18 protein-coding genes and 1 pseudogene are annotated in these 22,151 nt (G+C 72.3%); 8 read left to right on the top strand and 11 right to left on the bottom strand.

What is annotated here, in order from left to right:
- The first annotated feature begins 62 nt into the window (after positions 1-62).
- The 3 genes from ACFYY7_RS05500 to ACFYY7_RS05490 all read left to right on the top strand — a co-directional run bounded on the left by ACFYY7_RS05500 (position 63) and on the right by ACFYY7_RS05490 (position 4,752).
- Positions 63-1,457 carry a nucleobase:cation symporter-2 family protein gene (locus ACFYY7_RS05500; protein ID WP_388657395.1) on the top strand — a complete coding sequence of 465 codons (1,395 nt, stop codon included), beginning with the start codon at positions 63-65 and terminating at the stop codon, positions 1,455-1,457.
- Between the two features lie 42 nt (positions 1,458-1,499).
- The gene (locus ACFYY7_RS05495; protein WP_388657393.1) at positions 1,500-2,897 is read left to right on the top strand and encodes an 8-oxoguanine deaminase; all 1,398 of its coding nucleotides are present in this window, start codon (positions 1,500-1,502) and stop codon (positions 2,895-2,897) included.
- Between the two features lie 505 nt (positions 2,898-3,402).
- A complete protein-coding gene (locus ACFYY7_RS05490) occupies positions 3,403-4,752 on the top strand; it encodes a nucleobase:cation symporter-2 family protein (protein ID WP_388658369.1) in 1,350 nt (449 codons plus the stop codon).
- Between the two features lie 124 nt (positions 4,753-4,876).
- Here ACFYY7_RS05490 and ACFYY7_RS05485 read toward each other — a convergent pair whose 3' ends face one another.
- Entirely contained in the window at positions 4,877-5,755 is an 879-nt protein-coding gene (locus ACFYY7_RS05485) for a chitosanase (protein ID WP_388657391.1), read from the bottom strand.
- A 208-nt stretch (positions 5,756-5,963) separates the two neighbouring features.
- Entirely contained in the window at positions 5,964-6,272 is a 309-nt protein-coding gene (locus ACFYY7_RS05480; protein ID WP_351252777.1) for an SH3 domain-containing protein, read from the bottom strand.
- Positions 6,273-6,575: 303 nt separating this feature from the next.
- On the opposite strand from ACFYY7_RS05480, the gene ACFYY7_RS05475 reads away from it, so the two are divergent.
- Positions 6,576-7,259 (top strand): alpha/beta fold hydrolase, encoded by a 684-nt coding sequence (locus ACFYY7_RS05475; RefSeq protein WP_388657388.1) that lies wholly within the window; start codon positions 6,576-6,578, stop codon positions 7,257-7,259.
- Positions 7,260-7,329: 70 nt separating this feature from the next.
- Positions 7,330-9,468 carry a hypothetical protein gene (locus ACFYY7_RS05470; RefSeq protein WP_388657385.1) on the top strand — a complete coding sequence of 713 codons (2,139 nt, stop codon included), beginning with the start codon at positions 7,330-7,332 and terminating at the stop codon, positions 9,466-9,468.
- Positions 9,469-9,531: 63 nt separating this feature from the next.
- Here the strand turns inward: ACFYY7_RS05470 and ACFYY7_RS05465 are convergent, their stop codons facing one another.
- On the bottom strand, positions 9,532-10,137 hold the full coding sequence (locus tag ACFYY7_RS05465) for a TIGR03086 family metal-binding protein (protein ID WP_388657383.1): 606 nt from the start codon (positions 10,135-10,137) through the stop codon (positions 9,532-9,534).
- Positions 10,138-10,185: 48 nt separating this feature from the next.
- Positions 10,186-11,247: an amidohydrolase family protein gene (locus ACFYY7_RS05460; RefSeq protein ID WP_388657380.1), complete on the bottom strand. Its 1,062-nt coding sequence runs from the start codon at positions 11,245-11,247 to the stop codon at positions 10,186-10,188.
- Positions 11,248-11,421: 174 nt separating this feature from the next.
- On the opposite strand from ACFYY7_RS05460, the gene ACFYY7_RS05455 reads away from it, so the two are divergent.
- Positions 11,422-12,405, top strand: coding sequence for a fibronectin type III domain-containing protein (locus ACFYY7_RS05455; protein ID WP_388657377.1), 984 nt, complete (start codon positions 11,422-11,424; stop codon positions 12,403-12,405).
- Between the two features lie 156 nt (positions 12,406-12,561).
- On the opposite strand, the gene ACFYY7_RS05450 is transcribed toward ACFYY7_RS05455, so the two are convergent.
- The 3 genes and pseudogenes from ACFYY7_RS05450 to ACFYY7_RS05440 form a co-directional block, all read right to left on the bottom strand.
- Positions 12,562-14,364 (bottom strand): ankyrin repeat domain-containing protein, encoded by a 1,803-nt coding sequence (locus ACFYY7_RS05450; protein WP_388657375.1) that lies wholly within the window; start codon positions 14,362-14,364, stop codon positions 12,562-12,564.
- A 130-nt stretch (positions 14,365-14,494) separates the two neighbouring features.
- A pseudogene (locus ACFYY7_RS05445) lies at positions 14,495-14,962 on the bottom strand (hypothetical protein); the annotation flags it as partial.
- Between the two features lie 140 nt (positions 14,963-15,102).
- A complete protein-coding gene (locus ACFYY7_RS05440) occupies positions 15,103-15,732 on the bottom strand; it encodes a TetR/AcrR family transcriptional regulator (RefSeq protein WP_388657372.1) in 630 nt (209 codons plus the stop codon).
- Between the two features lie 83 nt (positions 15,733-15,815).
- Between ACFYY7_RS05440 and ACFYY7_RS05435 the strand changes: the two genes are divergently transcribed.
- Positions 15,816-17,120, top strand: coding sequence for an extracellular solute-binding protein (locus ACFYY7_RS05435; protein ID WP_388657369.1), 1,305 nt, complete (start codon positions 15,816-15,818; stop codon positions 17,118-17,120).
- An 87-nt stretch (positions 17,121-17,207) separates the two neighbouring features.
- Here ACFYY7_RS05435 and aceB read toward each other — a convergent pair whose 3' ends face one another.
- Positions 17,208-18,827, bottom strand: a complete 1,620-nt coding sequence (gene aceB, locus ACFYY7_RS05430) for a malate synthase A (RefSeq protein WP_388657366.1) — start codon at positions 18,825-18,827, stop codon at positions 17,208-17,210.
- Between the two features lie 234 nt (positions 18,828-19,061).
- Entirely contained in the window at positions 19,062-19,667 is a 606-nt protein-coding gene (locus ACFYY7_RS05425) for an NTP transferase domain-containing protein (RefSeq protein WP_388657363.1), read from the bottom strand.
- Between the two features lie 289 nt (positions 19,668-19,956).
- Between ACFYY7_RS05425 and ACFYY7_RS05420 the strand changes: the two genes are divergently transcribed.
- Positions 19,957-20,259: a DUF5955 family protein gene (locus ACFYY7_RS05420; protein ID WP_356078955.1), complete on the top strand. Its 303-nt coding sequence runs from the start codon at positions 19,957-19,959 to the stop codon at positions 20,257-20,259.
- Between the two features lie 27 nt (positions 20,260-20,286).
- On the opposite strand, the gene ACFYY7_RS05415 is transcribed toward ACFYY7_RS05420, so the two are convergent.
- Together ACFYY7_RS05415 and ACFYY7_RS05410 are read right to left on the bottom strand one after the other, a co-directional pair.
- Positions 20,287-20,931 (bottom strand): response regulator transcription factor, encoded by a 645-nt coding sequence (locus ACFYY7_RS05415; RefSeq protein WP_351252790.1) that lies wholly within the window; start codon positions 20,929-20,931, stop codon positions 20,287-20,289.
- Entirely contained in the window at positions 20,928-22,136 is a 1,209-nt protein-coding gene (locus ACFYY7_RS05410) for a sensor histidine kinase (protein WP_388657360.1), read from the bottom strand. Before ACFYY7_RS05410 ends, ACFYY7_RS05415 begins: the two co-directional genes overlap by 4 nt.
- Between the last annotated feature and the right edge of the window lie 15 nt (positions 22,137-22,151).

The raw sequence follows: 22,151 nt of genomic DNA, 5'->3' as shown, positions 1-22,151 counted from the left end.
GGCGCGCATCCCCGCCGACCGCGGTCGGCGGGGATGCGCCACACCGGAGGGAACAGCTAGCCATGGCAACGCCTGCAAAAGGGCCGGCAGAAGGCCCGTGTTCCACCCGGCCGGAAGGACCCGAGGTCCACCCGGTCGACCAGAAGCTCCACCCCTCGCGGCTCGTGCCGGCCGCGCTCCAGCACATCGCCGCCATGTACGCGGGAGTGGTCACGCCCCCGCTCATCATCGGCCAGGCCGTCCACCTCGACACCGCGGGCCGGACCCGGCTCATTGCCGCGAGCCTGCTCATCGCAGGTGTGGCCACCCTCCTGCAGACCCTGGGCGTCAAGGGCTTCGTCGGCAACCGGCTGCCCTTCGTCAACGCCGCCTCCTCGGCCGGAATCGCGCCGATGCTCGCCATCGCCGAGACCAACGCCAAGGGGGACCAGCTCCCCGCCATCTACGGTGCGGTGATGGTCGCCGGCGTCTTCTGTCTCGCCATCGGACCCTTCTTCGGCAAGCTCCTGCGCTTCTTCCCGCCGCTGGTCACAGGCGTCGTCATCACGCTCATCGGGGTGACCCTGATGCCGGTGCCGGTCGCCTGGGCACAGGGCGGCGACAAGACCGCCGCCGACTTCGGCGACATGAAGTACCTGGCACTCGCCGCCTTCACACTCGTGGTCATCCTGCTCATCCAGCGCTTCGGCCGCGGCTTCGTCAAGCAAGTGGCCCTGCTGCTCGGCCTGTTGATCGGAACCCTGGCCGCGATCCCGTTCGGCATGGCGGACTTCGGAGCGCTCCGCTCCGCCCCGGTCGCCGCGCTGCCGACGCCCTTCGCGTTCGGCGCGCCCGAGTTCCAGCCCGCCGCGATCATCTCGCTCTGCCTGGTGACGCTCGTCCTGATGACGGAGTCCAGCGCCGGAATGCTCGCCATCGGCGAGATCTGCGACCGCGAGACCGACGGCAGGACCATCACCCGGGGCCTGCGCACTGACGGCATCGCCACCCTCCTCGGCCCCGTCTTCGGCGGCTTCCCCACCTCCGCCTTCGCCCAGAACGTCGGCGTCGTCTCACTGACCAAGGTGCGCAGCCGCTACGTCGTCGCCGCCGCGGGAGGCGCGCTCCTGGTCCTCGGTGTCTTCCCGGTGCTCGGCGCGGTGGTCTCCACGGTGCCGATGCCCGTACTCGGCGGCGCCGGCATCGTCCTGTTCGGCTCGATCGCGGTGAGCGGCATCCGCACCCTCTCCGAGGCCGGACTCGACGACAGCTCCAACATCATCCTGGTCGCCGTGGCGCTCGGCGCGGGCATCATCCCGCTCGCCGCGCCCGAGTTCTACGCCGGATTCCCGTCCTGGGCGCAGACCGTACTGGGCTCCGGGATCAGCGCCGGAGCACTCGTCGCGGTCCTGCTCAACCTGTTCTTCCACCATCTCGGCACCCACGGCCGCACGGCCGTGGCACTCAAATCCTCCTAGGGTCCTGCCGTGCCCACACCGCCGGAAAGAGAAGGAAGCACCATGGCAGCATCGGCAGCCCCTGACCATGTGGAACGCATCGTCATCGAGAACTGTTCGATCGCGACCGTCGACGCCGACGACACCGAGTACGCCTCGGGCCATGTCGTCGTCGCGGGCGACCGCATCGAATCCGTCGGCGCCGGCCGGGCCCCCGAGAACCTGGCCGACGTCGTACGCCGCATCGACGGCACCGGGCACCTGGTCACCCCCGGCCTGATCAACACGCACCACCACTTCTACCAGTGGATCACCCGGGGCCTCGCCACCGACCACAACCTGTTCGACTGGCTGGTCGCGCTGTACCCGACCTGGGCGCGCATCGACGAACAGATGGCCCGCGTCGCGGCACAGGGCTCGCTCGCGATGATGGCCCGCGGCGGCGTCACCACCGCCATGGACCACCACTACGTGTACCCGAAGGGCTCCGGCGACCTGTCCGGCGCCATCATCGGGGCCGCCCGTGACATGGGCGTACGGTTCACCCTCGCCCGCGGGTCCATGGACCGCAGCGTCAAGGACGGCGGCCTGCCGCCGGACTTCGCGGTCGAGACCCTCGACGGCGCGCTCGCCGCCACCGAGGAGACCGTCCGCACGCACCACGACGCCTCCTTCGGGGCGATGACCCAGGTGGCCGTCGCGCCCTGCTCCCCCTTCTCCGTCTCCACCGAACTCATGAGGCAGGGCGCCGAGCTGGCGCGCCGACTCGGAGTCAGGCTGCACACCCACGGCAGCGAGACGGTCGAGGAGGAGAAGTTCTGCCACGAGCTGTTCGGCATGGGCCCGACCGACTACTTCGAGTCGACGGGCTGGCTCGGCGAGGACGTGTGGATGGCGCACTGCGTCCACATGAACGACTCCGACATCGCCGCCTTCGCCCGCACGGGCACGGGTGTCGCGCACTGTCCGTCGTCCAACGCACGCCTCGCCGCGGGCATCGCCCGCGTCCCGGACATGCTGAGGGCAGGCGTACCCGTCGGCCTCGGCGTGGACGGCACGGCGTCCAACGAGTCCGGCGAACTGCACACCGAGCTGCGCAACGCGCTGCTCATCAACCGGCTCGGCGCCCACCGCGAGGCCGCGCTGAACGCCCGCCAGGCGCTCAGGCTCGGCACCGCCGGCGGGGCCAGGGTCCTGGGGCGCGCCGCCGAGATCGGCTCCCTGGAACCCGGCAAGCTCGCCGACCTGGTCCTCTGGAAGATCGACGGCATCGGGCACTCCTCGATCGCCGACCCGGTGACCGCCATCGTCTTCGGCGCGGCGGCCCCGGTCACGCTCTCTCTTGTGGGCGGAAAGCCGGTCGTCGAGGACGGACGGCTGTTGCACGCCGACGAGGACGCCATCGCCCGCGATGCGCGTCAGGAGGCGCAGCGCCTCGCGCGGATCGCCGCCGGGGGCTAGGGCGTGGCCGCCGGATCTCCGCGGCGTCGCGGCGCCTGGCACGCACGCTCGCTTCGTTACCGAAAGGCCCTAGTAGCTCCGCTACGAGGACCTTCCGGTGCCTCGCGATCGCACGTACCAGACGCCGCTCCTTCTTCCGCGGAGATCCGGCGGCCACCCCCGCCCAATGAACTCCGGTCGGGGGGGACGGCCCCCGACCGGACTTGAGCAGCCGAGCGGGCTGCTCAAGTGCCGCCCCGAGTCGTGGCCCAAAGCTTCACGGTCTCGGGGCGGTCAGCACTACCTGGGCGCAGTACCCACAACCGAATACCGGCAAGTCCTTGCACGACGCACCACCTCCCTGATGCGAGTGCCGCCCAGGCACTGGAAAACAACCGGAGGAGCCGCAGTGGCCACCAAGCCCAGGTTCACCAAGCAAGGCATCACCCCCGACGAGGAAACCGAGGGGCGGACCGAAAACCCGGCAGGCAAGCATCCGGTCGACGAGAAGCTGCCGCCGCTGAAGATGGCGACCACCGGCCTCCAGCACGTCGCCGCCATGTACGCCGGCGTCGTCGCGCCGCCGCTGATCGTGGGCGCGGCCGTGGGCCTGTCGTCCAAGGAACTCACCTTCCTGACCGGCGCCTGTCTCTTCACCGCGGGCCTCGCCACCTTCCTCCAGACGCTCGGCATCTGGAAGATCGGCGCCCGGCTGCCGTTCGTCAACGGTGTCACCTTCGCCGGCGTCGCCCCGATGATCGCGGTCGTCAACTCGACCGACGACAAGAAGGACGCGCTCCCCGTCATTTTCGGGGCGGTGATAGTGGCCGGTGTCCTCGGGTTCATAGCAGCCCCCTTCTTCAGCAAGCTGGTGCGCTTCTTCCCGCCCGTCGTGACCGGCACGGTCATCACCCTCATCGGTGTCTCGCTGATGCCGGTCGCCTTCGGCTGGGCCCAGGGGCCCAACCCGGCGGCGAAGGACTACGGCTCGACGACCTACCTCGCCCTCGCGGGCATCACCCTCGTCGTCGTCCTCCTGCTGCGGCGCTTCACCACCGGCTTCGTGAAGCAGATCGCCGTACTCCTCGGTCTGATCATCGGCACCCTCATCGCGATCCCGTTCGGCGTCACGGACTTCAGCCCGATCGGCGACGCGGCGATCATCGGCTTCCCCACGCCGTTCCACTTCGGCGCCCCGCAGTTCGCCGCCGCGGCGATCGTCTCGCTGTGCGTCGTCATGGTCGTCTCGATGACCGAGTCCACGGCCGACATGCTGGCGCTCGGTGAGATCGTGGAGCGCCCGGCCGACGAGAAGACCATCGCGGCCGGTCTGCGCGCCGACACGCTCGGCTCGGCGATCAGCCCGGTCTTCAACGGCTTCATGTGCAGCGCGTTCGCCCAGAACATCGGCCTCGTCGCGATGACGAAGATCCGCAGCCGGTACGTCGTCGCCACGGGCGGTGGCTTCCTCGTCCTCATGGGCCTGTGCCCGATGGCGGCCTCGCTGATCGCGGTCGTGCCGCGGCCCGTCCTCGGTGGCGCGGGCGTGGTGCTCTTCGGTTCGGTCGCGGCGAGCGGCATCCAGACCCTGGTCAAGGCCAACCTGGAGAAGGACAACAACGTCCTGATCGTGGCCGTGTCCCTGGCCGTCGGCCTCATCCCGATCGCCGCTCCGGAGTTCTACCACTCGTTCCCGGAGACCGCTAAGATCATTTTGGACTCGGGCATCTCGACCGGCTGTGTGGCGGCCGTGATCCTGAACCTCCTGTTCAACCACATCGGCGGCGGCCGCGACGCGGACGTCGTGACGGCACCGATGGAACCGGGCGACGAGATCGCGTCCACCCGCGCCGGCTCCGCCCCGGCACTGCACTGACCACGCGCGTGTGAAGCGGCGGCCGTCCGCAACACGGAGGCCGCTTCATGCCGGGCGACCCGGACGGCCGGTCCCGCATGAGCCGCGACGCGGCGGGACCGGCCTCGGCGTTCCACCACTCGGGTCAGCCGATGTGGAAGCTGTCGCCGTACACCTTCCAGTCGAGCGGCGGGTCCAGGTTCAGGTTGCCCTTCTTCAGGAAGACCCGCTGGGCGGTGTCCACCCGGCTGGTGTCCTCATGGGCCTCCTCCTGCTTCATCGCCCAGACGCGGGCGTCGAGGAAGGCGCCCAGGTACGTGACCTCGTCGCCGCCCTGGGACGGTGGCTTCGCCTTGGACAGGGCCCGCTTGCGGATGGAGCCGAAGCTGGTGCTGTCGCCGCCGTCGCCGTGCATGACGATGGCGTCGTAGTACGCGAACTGGCCCAGCGTGCCGATGCCGTCGGCCTTGCCCTGCTTGACGGCCGGCTTGAAGTACACCCGGTCCCGCTCGTCGTTCTGCGCCTGCTGGAACGCAGGGTCGGCGGCGGCCTTCACCCAGTCCTTGGTGAAGTTCGGATCGAGACCGCTGTGCGAGGGGGTGCCGTTGACCTTCCGCAGCGCGGGGAGGTACTTCGCGAGTACGTTGCCGGGCTTGCGCTCGGTGTACAGCTCGACGAGGTCGAGCATGTCGCCGGTGCCGGAACAGAAACCGATGATGCCCGCGGTGTAGCCGCGGTCGTCGTCGATGTCCTCGATGTACTTGTACTGGGACTTCCAGTCGAGCGAGGAGTTCTCGGCGCTGGAGACCAGTTTCATGGCGATCTCCTTCTTCGCCGGATCGTCCAGCCCGGTCGCGGCGACGGCCCTGGGGGCCGCTGCCGCCGGCTTGCCGGCAGCCTGGTGCGAGGGGGCACCGGCATAGGCGGCGACGGGAATGGCCGTGAGGGCCAGTCCGACCGCGATGACCGTGATGCGGACGGAGCGGGTGTTGAGACGTGCGGCGCGCTTAGGGGGAGCGTGCACCAGTCCTCCAAGGGGAGTTCTTCGTTCCGACGGTCTGTTAGGAAGCTTTCCTATCAGGGTGCGGGGTGGCCGTACACCCCTCCGGCGCCGGGGAGTTGGGAAGTTCTCCCGCAACGCGGGAGGCCCCGCACCGCGCCGGAGGCGCGATGCGGGGCCGAGTGGGGGCCGAGGTGCAGGTCGGCGGTTGGACCGAGGCGGCGCGGCGGCCTCAGCAGTCGAGGTAGGCCACGTGGATCCAGACGCCGGTCGGGCCGCCCCACAGGTTCCCCATGACCCAGTCGCCCTGCTTGCCGCGGGCGTCGAGGTTCTGGCCCCGGTTCACCTGGCCCAGGACCGGGTACTCGCTGCCCGGCCCGCCGCGGAAGTTCACCCCGTTGTCGTTGACGGTGCAGACCGCGGCCGGTGCCTTCACGGCCTGCACGGCGGTGGAGCTCGGCGCGGCCTGGGCGGCGGGGCTCACGGCCAGCCCGAGGCCGGCGGTCAGCACCGCCGCGGTCAGCATCAACTTCTTCATCATGTGGTTCTCTCCTCCGTATTCCGGCCCACGTCGGCGCGAGCCGTCGATCAGCCCAACGGGGCCGCCGACCGGCCGGTCACGGGTCGGGTCCGATCTTCGGGCAGGAATGAAGGCGCAGGTCATACAGCCTGCGCACCGGCGTACGCAGGCACCGGGGCGGACGCTTCCCGCGCCCGTCGATCATGGGTTTGAGCGGCACCGGATCCGGAAAACACCGCCGGACGCCCGCCACGCGCCCGCCGGTGGCGGCGACCGCGGAGGCGGCGGAACGATCCGCGCCCGTGCGCCTGTAGCGTCATGGGTATGGAAGATCAGTCTGTAGTGGATGTCGGCGACGTACGGCTCGCGTACCGGACCTGGGGCGACCCCTTCGGCTCGCCCGTGGTCCTGCTGCACGGCCTCGGCGGCTCCGCCGCGAGCTGGGAGGCGGCCGCCGCCCTGCTCGGCGAGGAGTGGCGGGTGTACGCACTCGACCTGCGCGGCCACGGCGAGAGCGACTGGCCGGACGAGTACTCCTTGGAGCTGATGCGGGACGACGTCCTCGGCTTCCTGGACGAGTGCGAGCTCGACCGGGTCGGCCTGGTCGGCCACTCCATGGGCGGTGTCGTCGCCCATCTGTTCGCCCAGGAGCACGCGGACCGGGTGGAGCGGCTGGTGCTGGTGGAGACCCCGCCGCCGTTCCCGAGCGAACTGAAGCCGGTTGCCGAGCCGGAGGGGCCGGTGGACTACGACCGGGCCGTCGTCGCTCCCATCCGGGCCGAGGTGGCCGACCCCGACCCCGAGTGGGCGGCTGGCCTCGGCGAGATCGTCGCGCCGACGCTGATGATCGCGGGCGGTCCGGAGTCCACCATGCCCCAGGGGCGCCTCCAGGAGATGGCCTCGCTGATCCCGGACTGCCGTCTGATCACGATCGGGGGCGGCCACCGGGTGCACGAGGTCCACCCCGACCAGGTCGCCCACCAGATCACGGAGTTCTTCACCAGCTGAGGACCGGCGTCCGGGGCGACCGGGCGCCGGCCCGCGGGTGTTGTCGGTGCCGGGTGGCAGGATCCGCTTCATGGATCTCGTACTGTTCCTCGCCGACGTCGACGCCCAGCCCTGGGCGGATCTCCAGCACGCCTACGGGAGCGCGGCGGACGTCCCCCGCCATCTGCGTGCGCTCGCCGGCGAGATCGAGGAGGCCGCGTCCGAGGCGATCTCCGAGCTGTACAGCTGCATCCTGCACCAGGGTTCGGTCTACGAGGCCACGGCCCGCGCCGTTGCGTACCTGGCACGGCTCGCCGGGGCCGGGCACCGCACGGAGGACCTGCTGGTGCTGCTCGGCGGGATAGCGGAGGGCGGGGCGGACGACGGTGACGGCGACGCGGCAGCCTGCCGGGCGGCCGTCGTCGGTGAGCTGCCGCTGATCCTCACGACGGTCGATGCGGAGGATCCGGGGCTCCGGTGCGCCGCGGTGTGGGCCGCCGCGATGACCGGCGCGGCCGAGCGGGTACTGCCGGTGCTCCACCGGCGCTGGAAGACCGAGACCGAGCCCCTGGTACGGGCCGAACTCCTGGGCGCAATGGCCCATCTGGACCCGTCGGGCACGGCCGACGCGGCGACCGCGGCCATCGGCGCGGACGAACCCGGTGAGGTACGGATCGCGGCACTGCTGGCGTGTGTGGACGGCGGACTGCCGTGGGGACCGGCGCACCACGGGGAGATGCTCTCCCTCCTGCCGGTGAACGGCCTCGTCGAGGACCGGCTGGATCTGGAGCGCAACGAACCGCTTCAGTACGTCGTCGAAGCGCTGCTGCTCCGCGACACCGACGCCGACCGCGACGCCACGTACACCCTGCTCGACGCCGCCCTGCGCAGTACGGACCCCGCGGCGCGGGAGGAGGCGCTGTGGGCCGCCGAGACGGCGTGCCTGCTGTCGCGCAGCGCGCCGGAGCGGCTGTCCGGTGCGGCGGAGGCGCTGATCGCCGACCCGGCGGACGCGCACTCGGCGTACTCGCTGCTCGCGAAGCTGGGCGTCCGGGCCGCGGCGGCGGCTCCGCAGCTGGCCCGGATCGCCGTGGGGGAGGGCGATCCGGCGGACCGCGCGCTGGAGGCGCTCGTCTGCGTGGACCCCGGCCGGGCCGCCCCGCTCCTCGCCCGTGACCTGGGGCGGCGCCCACGGGCCCTGGGCGCGGCATGCGGGTTCCTGTACGCGGGGGTGGCCGGGGCCTCGTTCACGTACGACCCGGAATTGCTGGACGCCATCCGTGACCGGCTGGCCGCGGCGGACGGTCCCGCCGCGGATGAGGCCGTCCGGCTGGTCTCCCTGCTCGGCGCGTGGGGGAGCCGGGCATCGGCCGCCCTGCCCGAACTGGCGGCCGCGCTGCCGGTCTGCCCGGCGGCGGTACCGAAGGCGCTGGTCGCGATCTGCCCGCCGGAGCACCGGGAGGCGACCGCGGAGCTCCTGACCGTCGCGGCACGCACCGGCCCGGCGGAAGGCCGGCTCGCCGCGGCGACGGCGGTGCGCGAGCTGACGGGGGAGACCGGCCCGCTGCGGGCGGCCGTCGCCGAACGGCTGACCCCCGGCGATCCGGCGGTGCGGGAGGCGGCGAGCCTCGCCGCCGGGCTGGGCCCGGAGGCGGTCGCCCTGGTCCCCGCCCTCAGGTCCGCGCTCAGCGACCGGGCGGGCGGGCGCAACATGCCGCAGATGGACGCCGATGTCGAGATCGCCGCGGCGCTGTGGCGGATCACCGGTGACCCGGAGGAAGCGGTGCCGGTGCTGGCCGGTGTGCTCGCGGAGACGGAGCCGATGTGGCTGAGCTGGACGTCCGGCCGTGCCGCGCGGGCAGCGGGCCGCATCGGCGACGCGGCCCGGCCGCTGGTCCCCGGGCTGGAGGGCCTGCTCATCGAGCCGAGGCAGGTCCCGTCGGCGGTGCTCGCCCTGCACGCGATCGCGCCGGAGTCCCTGGACGGCCCCCGCGCGGCCGGACTGCTCCTGGACGCGGCGGAGCGGGACGCCGACGCGGAGACCGCGCTGGAGGCCCTGGCCGTACTCGGACCAGCTGCCCTCACGGAGGAAGGCCGTCGCCGCCTGACCGCCCTGGCCGAACGGGACCGCCGGGTGCGGGCCGCGGGCCTGGGGCCAGGGATGTCCCCGGCCGACGAACGGCTGCGGGAACAGGCACGCGAGGTGGCGCGCATGCCGGTCACCGCCTGACCGGGCCCCGGCCCCGCGCGGGCCACGCCGTCCGAACCCCCGAGCGGCGCCCCCGCGTACCGCTCAGTCGCCGGGCTTCCAGTCCGGGCGGCGGCCGCTCATCGCGATGGCCCGGTCGACGAGGGGCGCGTCGGCCGGGACCGGGACGGGCGGGCCGAAGATGCTCTCCGGCCTGGGGTTGTCGTCGCTGGGGGTCAGCATGGCCAGCGAGGCGCGAAGGCTCGCCTCGTCCCCCTCGTACGTCTGGCCGGTCGACCGGGCGAGGTCCCAGCCGTGGATCACCAGCTCGTCCAGCGCGACCAGCAGTGCCACTTCGCCCGGCAGATCCACGCTGCCCGCCCTGGTCATCCCCTGCCGGGCGGCAGGATCGCGCCAGGCCGTCACCAACTCGTCCAGCAGTGGCGGCAGCGTCTCGCGCCAGTCGTCGCCGAGGACCGGAAGGCCTGCGTCCGCAGGGGTGTCGGTCGTCGGGCCGAAGTCCTTCCGCGCCGCGTCACGGAATGCCGCGCTCAGCCCGGCCACATGGGCGAGCAGCTCGCGCACGGCATAGTCCGGACAGGGCGTGGGGCCGTCCAGCTGCTGATCGTCGATGCCGTCGAGCAGGGCGGCGATCTGCCGCGCGGCGGGTTCCAGGTCGATCGTGGGAGTGGTCTCCGTGTGCGTGTCCATACAGTGCTGACTCCTCCGTTGCCCGGAACTCATCGGGGGTGCCTGGGCTCATCGCACGACGCGTCCGCGGAGCACGATCCGGCTCGGGTGGTTCAGCGCACCGGGGTCGAGCGTCGGATCGGTGGCGTACGCGACGACATCGGCGGGTGCGCCGTCCACCAGGCCCGGCAGCCCGAGCCAGGCCCGCGCCGTCCAGGACGCGGCGCCGAGCGCGGCGTGGGCGGGAAGGCCCGCCCGTACCAGCCACTCCATCTCGCCCGCGACCGTTCCGCACGGGAAGGAGTCCGTCCCGGCCAGCACCGTCACCCCCGCTTCGTGGGCCGCGCGCACATTGTCGAGCATGGTGTCCCAGCCGGCCAGCCACAGATCACGGCGCGCGCTCGGCTCCCGTGCCCGCATCGCGTCCTCCTTCGCGCCGAACACGCTCAGCGTCGGCACGAACGCCGTTCTCTGCGCGGCCATCCGGTCCAGCAGGGCAGGGTCGAGATGCATCCCGTGCTCCAGGCTGTCGGCGCCCGCCAGTACGGCGTTGCGGGTGCCCTCGGCGGTCTGGCAGTGCACCGCCACCTTGCCGCCCGCCGCGTGCACCAGCGCCACCACCGACCTCAACAGCGGCAGTGGCACGGCCGGTTCGTCGGCGGCCCAGTCACCGATGACCTTGCACCACCCGCCCGAAGCCGCCGCCTCCTCCACGGCCGCCCGCGCCAACTCGTCCTCGCTCACATCGCGTCCGAAGCCGGGGAAGAACCGTCCGGGTGTGGCCAGCCACCGTCCCGCCGACGTCACATGAGGCAGCTCCGGGTCCTTCGCCACCCATGCGGGCATCCGCTGCGAGGTGCCGGGGGTGCGCACCGCGAGCACTCCGGCGTCCCGGTGCTCGCCCAACTGCCTGCGCAGCAAATCCTCGTCGAACGGCGAGCCCGGCTCCAGGGCACCCGGATGCGTATGCACATCGACGAGACCGGGCAGCAGCCAGCCGCCGTCGACGACCGTCTCCGCGTCCCGCCCGGCGAGCCCGCCGGGCGGAGGCCCCGCGCGGAGCACCTCGCCGTCGGTCCAGAACGTGCGTTCCTCGCGTTCGGGCAGCACAACACCCCGTATGCACAACATCATCCGACCGTACGCCACTTCGGGGACCGGCCGCCGGACGGCCGACGCGCGCAGGCCGCTCGCGCAGGCCGCCCGTACACATCGCCACATTGCGGAAGCTTCCGCTCCACCCTCTTGTCGGAGACCCCCGCGCCATGCGATACAGGTCTGGACCATTGCTTCCGGACGGAAGGCATGACCGTGCAACGCCCCCACGCAACCGCCGCGTCGGCCTGCTCCGCAGCCCTGCTCCTCGTCGCGCTCAGCGCCTGCGACTCCGCTCCCCGGGCCGACACCGTCAAGCCGACGGTGCCGGGCCGTGTGACGGCGCAGGCGAGCAGCGCCACCTCCGTGCACGTCATGTGGGAGCGGGCCTCCGACGACAAGGCGGTCACCGGCTACGAGGTCTACCGCGAGGGCGAGCGGGTCGAATCGGTCCCGGCCGCCAAGGTGATGACCGACGTGGACGGGCTGACCGCGTCGACCGCCTACACCTTCACCGTCCGCGCCCGCGACGCCGCCGGGAACCTCTCCGCGCCGAGCGCCGCCGCCCGCGCCACCACACCCGCCCCGACCCCCGCCGACCACGAACCGCCGACCCGCCCGGTGAAGCTGCGCGGAACGGTGGACGGCAGCCGGGCGGTGAACCTCACCTGGGGCGGCTCGACGGACGACGTCGGAGTCACCTCGTACGACATCTACCAGGAGGACTCCCGGATCCACAGCGTGCCCGGCACCCGGACCACGGCACATCTGACCGGCCTGCGCCCCGGCACCGTCTACACCTTCACGGTCCGTGCCCGCGACGCCGCCGACACCTCCTCGCCGGACAGCAACGCCATCGACCTCACCACCGCCGCCGCGCCGGGCGCACCCGCTAGCACCGCCCCCGCCGACCTGCGGGTCAGCAACCGCGTCCAGGGCAAGGAGTACGCCATCGACCTGGACTGGAAGCAGCCGGAGACGGGCGGCGAGATCCCCGCGTACCAGCTCTTCATCGGTGGCCGCCTGACCACCACGATCGTCTGGGGCGCCAACCCGCCCAAGGGCCGGGCGAACTACCGCCTCACCGTCACGGACCCGCGCGGCACCCGCTACTCGATGAAGCTCCGCGCCAAGCTGCCCGACGGGAAGTGGGGCGACTTCTCCGACCAGCGCACGGTAGTCCTCGGCGACTGAACCCCCTGCCGGCTGTCCCGGGCCGGCGGGCGGCGGCATGACGTCACGGCCGGGCCCGGTCGGTGACGCGGACGGTCTCCACCCACCTCGGGGGCTGCGGGGCGTCCGGGCTCGGCGGTACGTGGGGCTGTCCCGGTCTGCCGGGGACGACGGTGCTCACCCGTCCTCATCCTCTCCGTCCTCCTCGGCGGCATTCTTCTTCTCCCACTCGTACCACCAGCCGGCACCGAGGCCCGGATGCTCGTTCTCCACCCGTTCCCTGAGGAAGTCCAGGTCCGTCCGCCGGTACTTGCGGATCAGCTGGTCCAGCGAGAGTCCCGCCCGGTCGACGACGTCGATCCGTGCCCCGGCCCCGATCAGCGCCGTCACGAGTTCCGCCGGACCGCCTTCGGCGACCGCCACGCAGAGCGCGGTGCGGTTCCGGTGGTCCACGGCCTCCAGATCGATACCGGCCGCCAGGAGCCGGGGCAGCAGGGGCTCGTGGTCGAGGAGGTTCAGCACATGGAGCAGGGTTCGCCGTCCGCCGTCCCGTACGCGCGGGTCCATCCCGGCGTCCAGGAGCTCCAGGACCCCCGGGGTGTCCCCGTGCTGGGCGCGCAGAAAGAGATCCCGGAGTTGCGCCCGCAGGGCCTTGGGCAGCCGGCCGATCCCGGAGGTGGCGGAGTGCTCCACGGCGAAGCAGCCGGTCACCGCACCGCCGAAGGCACGCAGCGCGTTCTCGTGCTGTCGCTCCTGGGGGCTGTGCGGGGAGTCGAGCCGCCCGTCGCGGAAGGCGGCCTGGTGCCACTCGCCGCGGCACCTGACCCGTACCGGCGCGGGCGGCGTCGGTCCCGGCGACCCCGCCGTCGTGTCGAGGCCGGGAAACAGGGCCCCGGCGACCAGCGGATGCAACTGCCCGGGAGTCACATCACCGGCCCGCAGCAGTTCGAGGTCCGGCAACCGCTGCCAGCACGCCTGGGGCAGACGGGCCACGTCCCCAGCCGCCTCCCGCTCGACCCGTCTGATCCGCGGCCTCCTGCCGCCGCCCCGGCCCGTGAAGTCCAGCAGGGCGCAGCCGCGCCACTTGTCGCCGGTCTGGAGGAGCGTCACCGGGTACAGGTCCGCGAGCCGTCCGGCCTCCGACGCCAGCCCCGGAACATCGAGCGCCAGCCGGGCCAGGATCGTCTCCGGTGCCGTCCGGAGCCGCGACGGCGATTCCGGGTCGGCCGCGTCGAAGTCGATGCCCGCTACCGCCAGCGCCTCCGCGATCCGGCCCCGCTGGTACAGCAGCGTCGCCCACTCGGCACGGGCCACCGGGTCGCCGGCGCCCGGGTCCGCGTCCGGCAGTTCGTCCGCCCCGCGTGGTGTGCCGTCGGCGTGGAGGAACGGCAACCGGTCGCCGCCGCCGGCGCGTGCGCGCAGTTCGCCGGTACGGCGGGCGTCCCACAGGTACCGGCAGGCCCGCCAGTCCAGGACGCCCAGGGAGCGGGTGCGGGGTGTCGAGTCGTGTCGCACCGCCCCGAACCGGAGCGAGATCCGCTGCGGTCCCTCGATCAACGAGGGCGTGCGCAGATACAGATACGGAGCCGTCGCCCCGGACACGTCCGCCGTGACGCCGTAACCCGCCAGGACCACGGTCAGGTCGGTGACCAGCGTCGAGCGCCCGTCCACTCCCCGCGGCAGATACTGGCGCACCAGGTCGGGTACCAGACCGAGGAGATCGTCACGGAGCGCCGCGGCCACGTCCGGACCGTACCGCGCGGAGACCTGCGGCAGGTCGAACGCCACATCGAACCGGGCCGCCGCGCAGGCCCCCTGCCAGTCCCCGGCCGCACGTCGTTCGGCGGACGCCTCGATCATCCACCGGGGCACCGCGTACCGGTGTGCCTGCAGTCGGCTCGCCCTTTCCTGCGGATCGAGGAAGGCCGCCACCGCGTCGGCTCCCGTGTTCTGCGCCCGCGCGGGACGAACCGACGCCATCGTCTCTCCTCCACGAAAAGGTGGCAGGACCGGCCGGAGTCGAAACCGGCGTCCGCCGGCCTGGCGCCAAGGGCTGTCCCGCAGGGCGCGACGGCCGCTGCCTCTGCGCTGCAGCCTGCCGCGATCGATCCTATCCGTGGCGGTCCCAACACCACGCACCAGTGCCGCCGTTGAAGAATGGTCTGAACCTCTTGACGGGCTGGTCCAGACCACTTGGTTTCCCCTGTGCTCCATGGGCGGTCCGATGCCCGTGCACATCGCTCTGGTGTGCACGGGGCGGTGCCGTCCGACGCCGGATCGGGTGTCCGAGGGTGCGGCGTCCGATCGCGATACCGGCGGCATCGTGACGGGACATCCTGCGGTCCACGGTGACCAGCGGCTTCTGCCAGTGCTGGGCACCCCACACGGAGGTATGGGCGGGGTCGACCGCGACAATCGCAAGGCCGTGTTCGGCGGCCATGGAGACCAGCCGGGCCCTGAGCCTCCCGGTCGGGATGCCGGAGACGAGCTGCCGGAACCGTTTCCGGCGGCCGTGCTTCTCCCGGGTCATCTCGGCAGTGAAGTCGAGATCCTCGATGGCGATCGCACCCGCACCGGTCTCGTTGATGAACGCCCTGGACGCCGGCCTGAAGTAGCCGGCCCGGGGCCGACCGACCGGTTCGCGCAGCCCCGGCGGGTTTCGCGAACCGGATCCGCGGCGACCGGGGTCGGGGGAAGAAGGGCCGGGGACGACAGGGGTCAGGGGCTCTTCAGTGCGCTCTCGGCAGCGGTCAGGCAGCGCTCGGCCAGCGCCGCCGGTCCCTGCGGTCCCGCGGCCGGGGCGTCGCCGGCCGCCCAGGTCTCCACCGCTGCCCGCACCGCCGCGCCCGCGACCCCGGCCGTCAGCCGGATGTCCAGCGAGTCCGCCCCGTCCGGCAGTCCGGCACGCGCCGTGAGCACCCCTGCCAGGGTGACGTCCGCGTCGTGGCACGCGTCGTTCCAGACCGACTGGAGCGCCGGGCTGTCCGCCGCCATCCGCAGCAGTGACCGCACCCACTCCAGCGACTCCGTGGCCGCCGTGTCACCGGGGTCCGCGGCCAGCGCGCACGCCGCCGCGTGTCGCAGCGCGTCCGGCACCGACAGGCCGGCCGGGGCGCCCCGCACCGCCTCCACCCACTGCCGGGCGCCGGCGGCGAGCAGTGGGGTGATGGCCTCCTCCTTGGTCGCGAAATAGCGGTAGAAGGTGCGCGGGGCGACGCCCGCGGCCCGCGCGATGTCCTCGGCGCGCGTGCTCCGCAGGCCGTGCTCCACGAAGAGAGCCGCCGCCGTGCGGGCGATATCCAGTCGGGTCGCGGCCTTGCGCCGCTCCGTCAATGAGCCACCTTGCATGCGGATCAGGTTATGCCCTGGGGTACTTCGGCCGCCGGACAGGCGATGGGCAGTGAGTGCCCTTGTGGCAGAATCTGCCATAAATGCATGTGCTGAACGAGCAAGAGGTGGCAAGAGCGGTGCGTCGGCGGCAGTTCCTTCTTCAGACGGCCGGCCTCGCCGGCACCACGGCCGCGTTCGGGCTCACCGGCTGCTCGTCGAGCAAGGAGGTGAAGCTCCACCTGCTCGTGGCCAGTTACGACAAGAGCATCGGCGCTTCGCTCGGCGACCAGTGGGACAGCGTCGTGGCCGCCTTCGAGAAGCAGCACGACGGCATCAGGATCGACCTGGAGCGGGTCCCGTACAACAAGATCGACAAGGTGCTCGCCCAGCGGGTCGAGGAGGGCCGGGCGCCCGACATCGCACAGTCGAACGTCTTCGCGCCCTATGCCGAGGACGGCCGGCTCTACAACATGACCCAGCTGTTCGACATCGTCACCCAGGCCGACTTCATCCGGACCTTCACCCAGGCGGGCACGGTCGACAACGCCGCCTACGGCATTCCGTTCCTGGCCAGCACGCCCCGGCTCTTCTACAACAAGGAGCTCTTCCGGCGCGCCCGCGTCAGCGGTGCCCCCACGTCGTGGGACGAGTTGCGGGCGGCCGCCCAGGCGCTGAAGGCGATCGGCGTGAAGACGCCGTACGGGCTCCAGCTCGGCCCCGAGGCGGCCGAGGACGAGGCCCTGTCCTGGATGCTCGCGGCCGGCGGCGGCTACACGGACGAGCTGGGGGAGTACGACTTCCTGCGGCCGGAGAACCCCGAGGCCCTGGCCTGGCTGCGGGACGAACTGGTCGCGGAGGGGCTGGCCGGTGCCGACCCCACGAAGCTCAACCGGACCGACGCGTACGCCCAGTTCCTGCGGGGCGACATCGGCATGATGATCGCCCACCCCATGCTGATGGGCGCGGCCGACCAGGCGAAACTCCCTTACGCGCACGCCGCGTTCCCCAAGAAGAACGGCGGGGCCGCCCCTCCGGTGGGCATCAGTGACTGGCTGATGGCGTTCCAGCGCAACGGTCACCGCAAGGAGTGCGGCGCCTTCCTCTCCTACCTCTACGGCGGGAAGTCCGCCCGTACCTACGGCGGCGGCCAGTCCGCGCTGCCCGTGACGTACTCCGCCTCCGACGCTGCGACCGGGAAGTCCGCCGAACGGCAGCTCCTGCCGTTCATCGAGCAGTTGGAGGAGGCGCAGTTCGCGCCGGTCAACATGCGGTCCTGGCCCGCAGTCCGGGGCGCGATCCGCACCGATGTGGGTCAGGCGGTGATGAAGGGCGGCGACCCCGAGTCGGTGCTCACCGGGCTGGACGAGTCGGCCGTCAAGGCGGACATGGAGGCGGCGACCGGCTGACGGTCGAACGCCTGAGCCCCCGGCGCTGTGCGTGCCGGGGGCTCAGGCGTTTCGGCCCGGGAGGTACGGGCCCTGCGGGCGTGCGGGTCAGCCCAACTGCTCGTACGCGGGCAGCGTCAGGAAGTCCGCGTAGTCCTGGTCCAGGGAGACCTGGAGCAGGAGGTCGTGGGCCTGCTGCCACTTGCCGGCGGCGAACGCCTCGTCGCCGATCTCCGCGCGGATCGCGGCCAGTTCCTCGGTCGCGACCTTGCGGGCCAGCTCCGCCGTGGCGTGCTCGCCGTTCTCGAAGACCACGTCCGCGTTGATCCACTGCCAGATCTGCGAGCGGGAGATCTCCGCGGTGGCGGCGTCCTCCATCAGGTTGAAGATGGCGACCGCGCCCATGCCGCGCAGCCAGGCCTCGATGTAGCGGATGCCGACCGCGACGGCGTTGCGCAGCCCCTCGTAGGTGGGCTTGGCGTCCAGGGTGTCGATGGCGATCAGGTCGCCGGCGGCCACCGCGACGTCCTCGCGCAGGCGCTCCTTCTGGTTCGGCTTCTCGCCGAGGACCGCGTCGAAGGACGCCATGGCGATCGGGACCAGGTCCGGGTGGGCGACCCAGGAGCCGTCGAAGCCGTCGTTCGCCTCGCGGTCCTTGTCGGCCTTGACCTTCTCGAACGCGACCTTGTTGACCTCGGCGTCGCGGCGGGACGGGATGAAGGCGGCCATGCCACCGATGGCGTGCGCGCCGCGCTTGTGGCAGGTGCGGACGAGGAGTTCGGTGTACGCGCGCATGAACGGCGCGGTCATCGTCACCGCGTTGCGGTCCGGCAGGACGAACTTGGAGCCGCCGTCGCGGAAGTTCTTGACGATGGAGAAGAGGTAGTCCCAGCGGCCCGCGTTCAGCCCGGCGGCGTGGTCGCGGAGCTCGTAGAGGATCTCCTCCATCTCGTACGCGGCCGTGATCGTCTCGATCAGGACGGTCGCGCGGACGGTGCCCTGCGGGATGCCGACGTAGTCCTGGGCGAAGACGAAGATGTCGTTCCAGAGGCGGGCCTCCAGGTGCGACTCCGTCTTCGGGAGGTAGAAGAACGGGCCCTTGCCGAGGTCGATGAGGCGCTGGGCGTTGTGGAAGAAGTAGAGGCCGAAGTCGACCAGCGCGCCGGGCACCGGGGTGCCGTCGAACTGGAGGTGGCGCTCGCTCAGGTGCCAGCCGCGGGGGCGCATGACGACCGTGGCGAGCTCGTCGGCGGGCTTGAGGGCGTACGACTTGCCGGACTTCGGGTCCGTGAAGTCGATGGCGCGGGTGTACGCGTCGATCAGGTTGAGCTGGCCGAGGACAACGTTCTCCCACGTGGGGGCGGACGCGTCCTCGAAGTCGGCGAGCCAGACCTTCGCGCCCGAGTTCAGGGCGTTGATGGTCATCTTGCGGTCGGTCGGACCGGTGATCTCCACCCGGCGGTCGTTCAGCGCGGCCGGGGCCGGGGCGACCTTCCAGGAATCGTCCGCGCGGATCGCCGCCGTCTCGGGCAGGAAGTCCAGCGTGGAGGTGCGGGCGATCTCGGCGCGGCGCTCGCCGCGGCGGGCGAGCAGCTCGTCGCGGCGGGGCGTGAACTGCCGGTGCAGCTCGGCCACGAACGCGAGGGCCGCGTCGGTCAGGACCTCTTCCTGCCGGGGCAGGGGCTCGGCATCGACGATGGCCAGCGGGGACGGCGCTGGTGCGGACATGAGCTGTCACTCCTTCAGCGGGCGGTGCGGGCGGCGTCTCACGGCCGCCGGGTCGCCTGAAATGGCACGGCGTGCCAGGGCTCCGGGATACGGGCGTGGAAGCCGTCCGAGGTGCAGAGGGCTTCTGACCAGTGGATAGTAGTTTCCTCATGGTGGAAGTTCAATGGTTTGTTGATGTCGAGATTCTCCGGGTCGACAGAACTGCCCCGATGCTGGCGCAGCGTGCCAGTCCGGTCACCCGAGGTGTTTCAGGTCCTCCACCGTGTCGATGTCGTACGCCTGAGCCACATCGGAACACTCGACGAGCGTGATCGCATCGCGGTGCGCCCGCAGATACGCCCTAGCGCCCTGGTCACCCACCGCCCCCGCCGCGATCTGTGCCCACAGGTCCGCCCCGAACAGCACCGGATGGCCGCGCTCCCCGCCGTACGATGCGGCCGCGATCCCCGTCCGGGAGCGGTACGCCGCGCGCACCCGGGCCACCGCGTCCGCGCCGATCCCCGGCTGGTCGACCAGGAGGACGAGTGCCGCGTCCGCCCCCGTGGCGGCCAGCGCCCCGAGGCCCGCCCGCAACGAGGAGCCCATGCCCTCGGCCCATCCGGGGTTGACGGTCACCGCGCAGCCGGTGAGGTCGGCCAGCTCCCGTACCCGCTCGGCCGCCGCGCCGAGCACCACGTGGACGGGGTCGCAGCCGCCGTCCCGCAGCATCCGCACCGCGTGCTCGACCAGTGGCCGGCCATGGTGTTCGAGCAGGGCCTTGGGCCGCCCGCCGAGCCGTCGCCCGCCGCCTGCGGCGAGCAGCAGTCCGGCTACCTTCGGGGCTGGTGTTGTCGCAGTCATGCGGTCTGGATACACCGACGCGCCCCGGACGCGCACCCCTCGTGCCCCGTCGCGCACCCTGCGCACACCCTTCGCGCAAGCAAGCGGAGGCGGGTGCGGACGGCGACGGCGTCCACCGCACGGCGCGCAGATCACCCATACGGGACACCCCGAATTCTGTCCGCGGAGTGGCGCCCGATACCTGTCATGGCGTTAACTTGCGCGCACGCCCGGACACTTGAACAAGGTGTGGGGACCGGTCGGAACACTGGCACAAGGATGTGCGAGGGGGAGTGCTTTGTTGCGAAGCGTGGGGCAGACGCGGGTGACCGGCAGCGGCGAGGATCCGAGGGTGACCGAGCTGCGCACGGCCGTCTCCCGGCTCCGCCGTGAGCTGGCGGGGCATCCGCGCGAATTCCCGGACCGGGGGATCGCCGAGGAGGAGCTGGCCGCCCTGGACGCGATGGCGACGGGCGGCGTGCCCGAGATTCCGCGGCTGCGCCGTTCGCTGCTGCTGATCGCGGGGGCGATCGGCTCGGTGAGCGCGCTGGCCTCCGCGCTCAGGGACGTACGGGTCGCCGTCGATCTCTTCGGCGAGCCGCCGCGCGGCTGACCGGCGGCGCGACGGCGGGCGGCGGCGTCAGCGGCGGATGAGCCTGCGGGCCGTCGCCGCCGCGACCGCCGAGGTGCGGGAGTCCACGCCGAGCTTGGCGTAGATGTGCACCAGGTGGGACTTCACCGTCGCCTGGCTGAGGAAGAGCCGCTTGCTGATCTGCAGGTTCGACAGCCCCTCGCCGACCAGTTGGAGTACCTCCAGCTCGCGCTTGGTGAGGGCCTCCGCGGGGGTCCGCATGCGGTCCATCAGACGGTGGGCGACGGCCGGTGCCAGCGCCGAGCGGCCCGCCGCCGCGGTGCGTACCGCCGCCGCCAGCTCCTCCGGCGGGGCGTCCTTCAGCAGATAGCCGGCGGCACCCGCCTCGACCGCGGCCAGGATGTCGGCGTCCGAGTCGTACGTGGTGAGGATCAGGACGCGCGGCGCGCCCGGCTGCGCCGTGATGGCCGCGGTGGCCTGCGAGCCGTGCATGCCCGGCCCGAACTGGAGGTCCATGAGGACGACGTCGAACTCACCGGTCGCGGCGAGCTCGACGGCCCGCTCGGCCGTGGCCGCCTCGGCGACCACCCGGAAACCGGGTTCGGAGTCGAGCACGGCGCGCAGCCCCGCCCGTACCACCGGGTGGTCGTCGGCGAGCAGCAGCCTGATGGGGGTGTCGGCGGGGGTGGTCATGCGGCGTCCTGTCCTGGCCGGCCGTCGGGGATCGGGAGCGGAAGGGTCAGGGCGACGGCCGCGCCCTGACCGGGGGCCGACTCGACACTGAGCGTGCCGCCCAGCGAACGGGCCCGCGCACGCATCGCGGGCAGTCCGAAGCCCCCGGTGTCCTGGTCCGCGACGACCGGGCCGAGCCCCGGGGTGAACCCCCGGCCGTCGTCTACGACGTCCAGCGACACCGAGGTGTCCATGAAGCTGAGGGTGATCTCCGCACGCCGGGCCCTGGCGTGCTGAACCGTGTTGGCCAGCGCCGACTGGGCGGTACGCAGCAGCGCCACCTCGTACGGGGTGGGCAGCTCCACCGGCGTGCCGCTCACCGCGAACTGCACGGTGAGGCCGGGGCCGGTGCTGCGGGACGAGAGGCGTTCCAGGGCGGCCGCCAGGGAGCCGTTCTCCAGGTCCGGCGGCGACAGGGCGCGGACGAAGCGGCGGGCCTCGGCCAGGTTGTCCTGGGCGGCCTCCCGGGCCCGGCGGACATGCGCGGTGGCGGGGGCGTCGGCGGCCAGGGTGCGTTCGGCGGCGCGCAGCAGCAGCTGGATGCTGGACAGGCCCTGGGCGAGGGTGTCGTGGATCTCGCGGGCCAGCCGCTCGCGCTCGGCGAGCGTGCCCGCGGTGCGTTCCGCCTCGGCCAGCTCCGCCCGGGTCGACATCAGCTCCTCGATGAGCTCCCGGCGCCGTTCGCTCTCCCGGAACAGCGCCTCGTACCCGAGGACCGTGGCGACCGCGACGGCCGCCCCGAGCACCGGCCCGATGAAGGTGCCCGGTGTGACGGGCTCGCCGTGCAGCACGAAACAGGCGATGGCGGCGGCCGCGGTGACCACGACGGCCGGCAGGGCCCAGCGGGTCGGCAGCAGATGCAGCTGCAGGAAGTAGAGCGGGAAGGCCACCCACAGGGCCTCCGGTGACAGGAGGAGCAGCGCCAGCCACACGGCGCCCAGCGCCGCCAGCCACAGTGCACCCGCGGGGGTGCCGGGCTGTACGGCGGGGGCGAGCGCGCCCGCCGCGTAGACGGCGGCCATCAGGCAGCTGACCGTGACGACCGCCGTGGCGTGGGTGCCGTCGCTGACGGCCCGTACCGCCGCGAGTGCGAGCAGCCCCACCAGCAGCGCGTGCAGACACAGCCGCAGCGCGGCGGCGACCGGGGGATGGGCGCGGGAATCCATGATTCATCCAGCGTA

This window comes from Streptomyces sp. NPDC001933, assembly GCF_042890955.1.
Taxonomy (GTDB): Bacteria; Actinomycetota; Actinomycetes; order Streptomycetales; family Streptomycetaceae; genus Streptomyces.
The sequence above is the reverse complement of the archived record's forward strand: the minus strand, read 5'-3'. Positions and strand labels throughout refer to the sequence as shown.

What these genes read in the sequence shown, in the direction of transcription:
- ACFYY7_RS05500 (WP_388657395.1), top strand. Translation starts at nt 63, where the DNA reads ATGGCAACGCCTGCAAAAGGGCCGGCAGAAGGCCCGTGTTCCACCCGG.
- ACFYY7_RS05495 (WP_388657393.1), top strand. Translation starts at nt 1,500, where the DNA reads ATGGCAGCATCGGCAGCCCCTGACCATGTGGAACGCATCGTCATCGAG.
- ACFYY7_RS05490 (WP_388658369.1), top strand. Translation starts at nt 3,403, where the DNA reads ATGGCGACCACCGGCCTCCAGCACGTCGCCGCCATGTACGCCGGCGTC.
- ACFYY7_RS05480 (WP_351252777.1), bottom strand. Translation starts at nt 6,272, where the DNA reads ATGATGAAGAAGTTGATGCTGACCGCGGCGGTGCTGACCGCCGGCCTC.
- ACFYY7_RS05475 (WP_388657388.1), top strand. Translation starts at nt 6,576, where the DNA reads ATGGAAGATCAGTCTGTAGTGGATGTCGGCGACGTACGGCTCGCGTAC.
- ACFYY7_RS05470 (WP_388657385.1), top strand. Translation starts at nt 7,330, where the DNA reads ATGGATCTCGTACTGTTCCTCGCCGACGTCGACGCCCAGCCCTGGGCG.
- ACFYY7_RS05465 (WP_388657383.1), bottom strand. Translation starts at nt 10,137, where the DNA reads ATGGACACGCACACGGAGACCACTCCCACGATCGACCTGGAACCCGCC.
- ACFYY7_RS05460 (WP_388657380.1), bottom strand. Translation starts at nt 11,247, where the DNA reads ATGTTGTGCATACGGGGTGTTGTGCTGCCCGAACGCGAGGAACGCACG.
- ACFYY7_RS05455 (WP_388657377.1), top strand. Translation starts at nt 11,422, where the DNA reads ATGACCGTGCAACGCCCCCACGCAACCGCCGCGTCGGCCTGCTCCGCA.
- ACFYY7_RS05450 (WP_388657375.1), bottom strand. Translation starts at nt 14,364, where the DNA reads ATGGCGTCGGTTCGTCCCGCGCGGGCGCAGAACACGGGAGCCGACGCG.
- ACFYY7_RS05440 (WP_388657372.1), bottom strand. Translation starts at nt 15,732, where the DNA reads ATGCAAGGTGGCTCATTGACGGAGCGGCGCAAGGCCGCGACCCGACTG.
- ACFYY7_RS05435 (WP_388657369.1), top strand. Translation starts at nt 15,816, where the DNA reads ATGCATGTGCTGAACGAGCAAGAGGTGGCAAGAGCGGTGCGTCGGCGG.
- aceB (WP_388657366.1), bottom strand. Translation starts at nt 18,827, where the DNA reads ATGTCCGCACCAGCGCCGTCCCCGCTGGCCATCGTCGATGCCGAGCCC.
- ACFYY7_RS05425 (WP_388657363.1), bottom strand. Translation starts at nt 19,667, where the DNA reads ATGACTGCGACAACACCAGCCCCGAAGGTAGCCGGACTGCTGCTCGCC.
- ACFYY7_RS05415 (WP_351252790.1), bottom strand. Translation starts at nt 20,931, where the DNA reads ATGACCACCCCCGCCGACACCCCCATCAGGCTGCTGCTCGCCGACGAC.
- ACFYY7_RS05410 (WP_388657360.1), bottom strand. Translation starts at nt 22,136, where the DNA reads ATGGATTCCCGCGCCCATCCCCCGGTCGCCGCCGCGCTGCGGCTGTGT.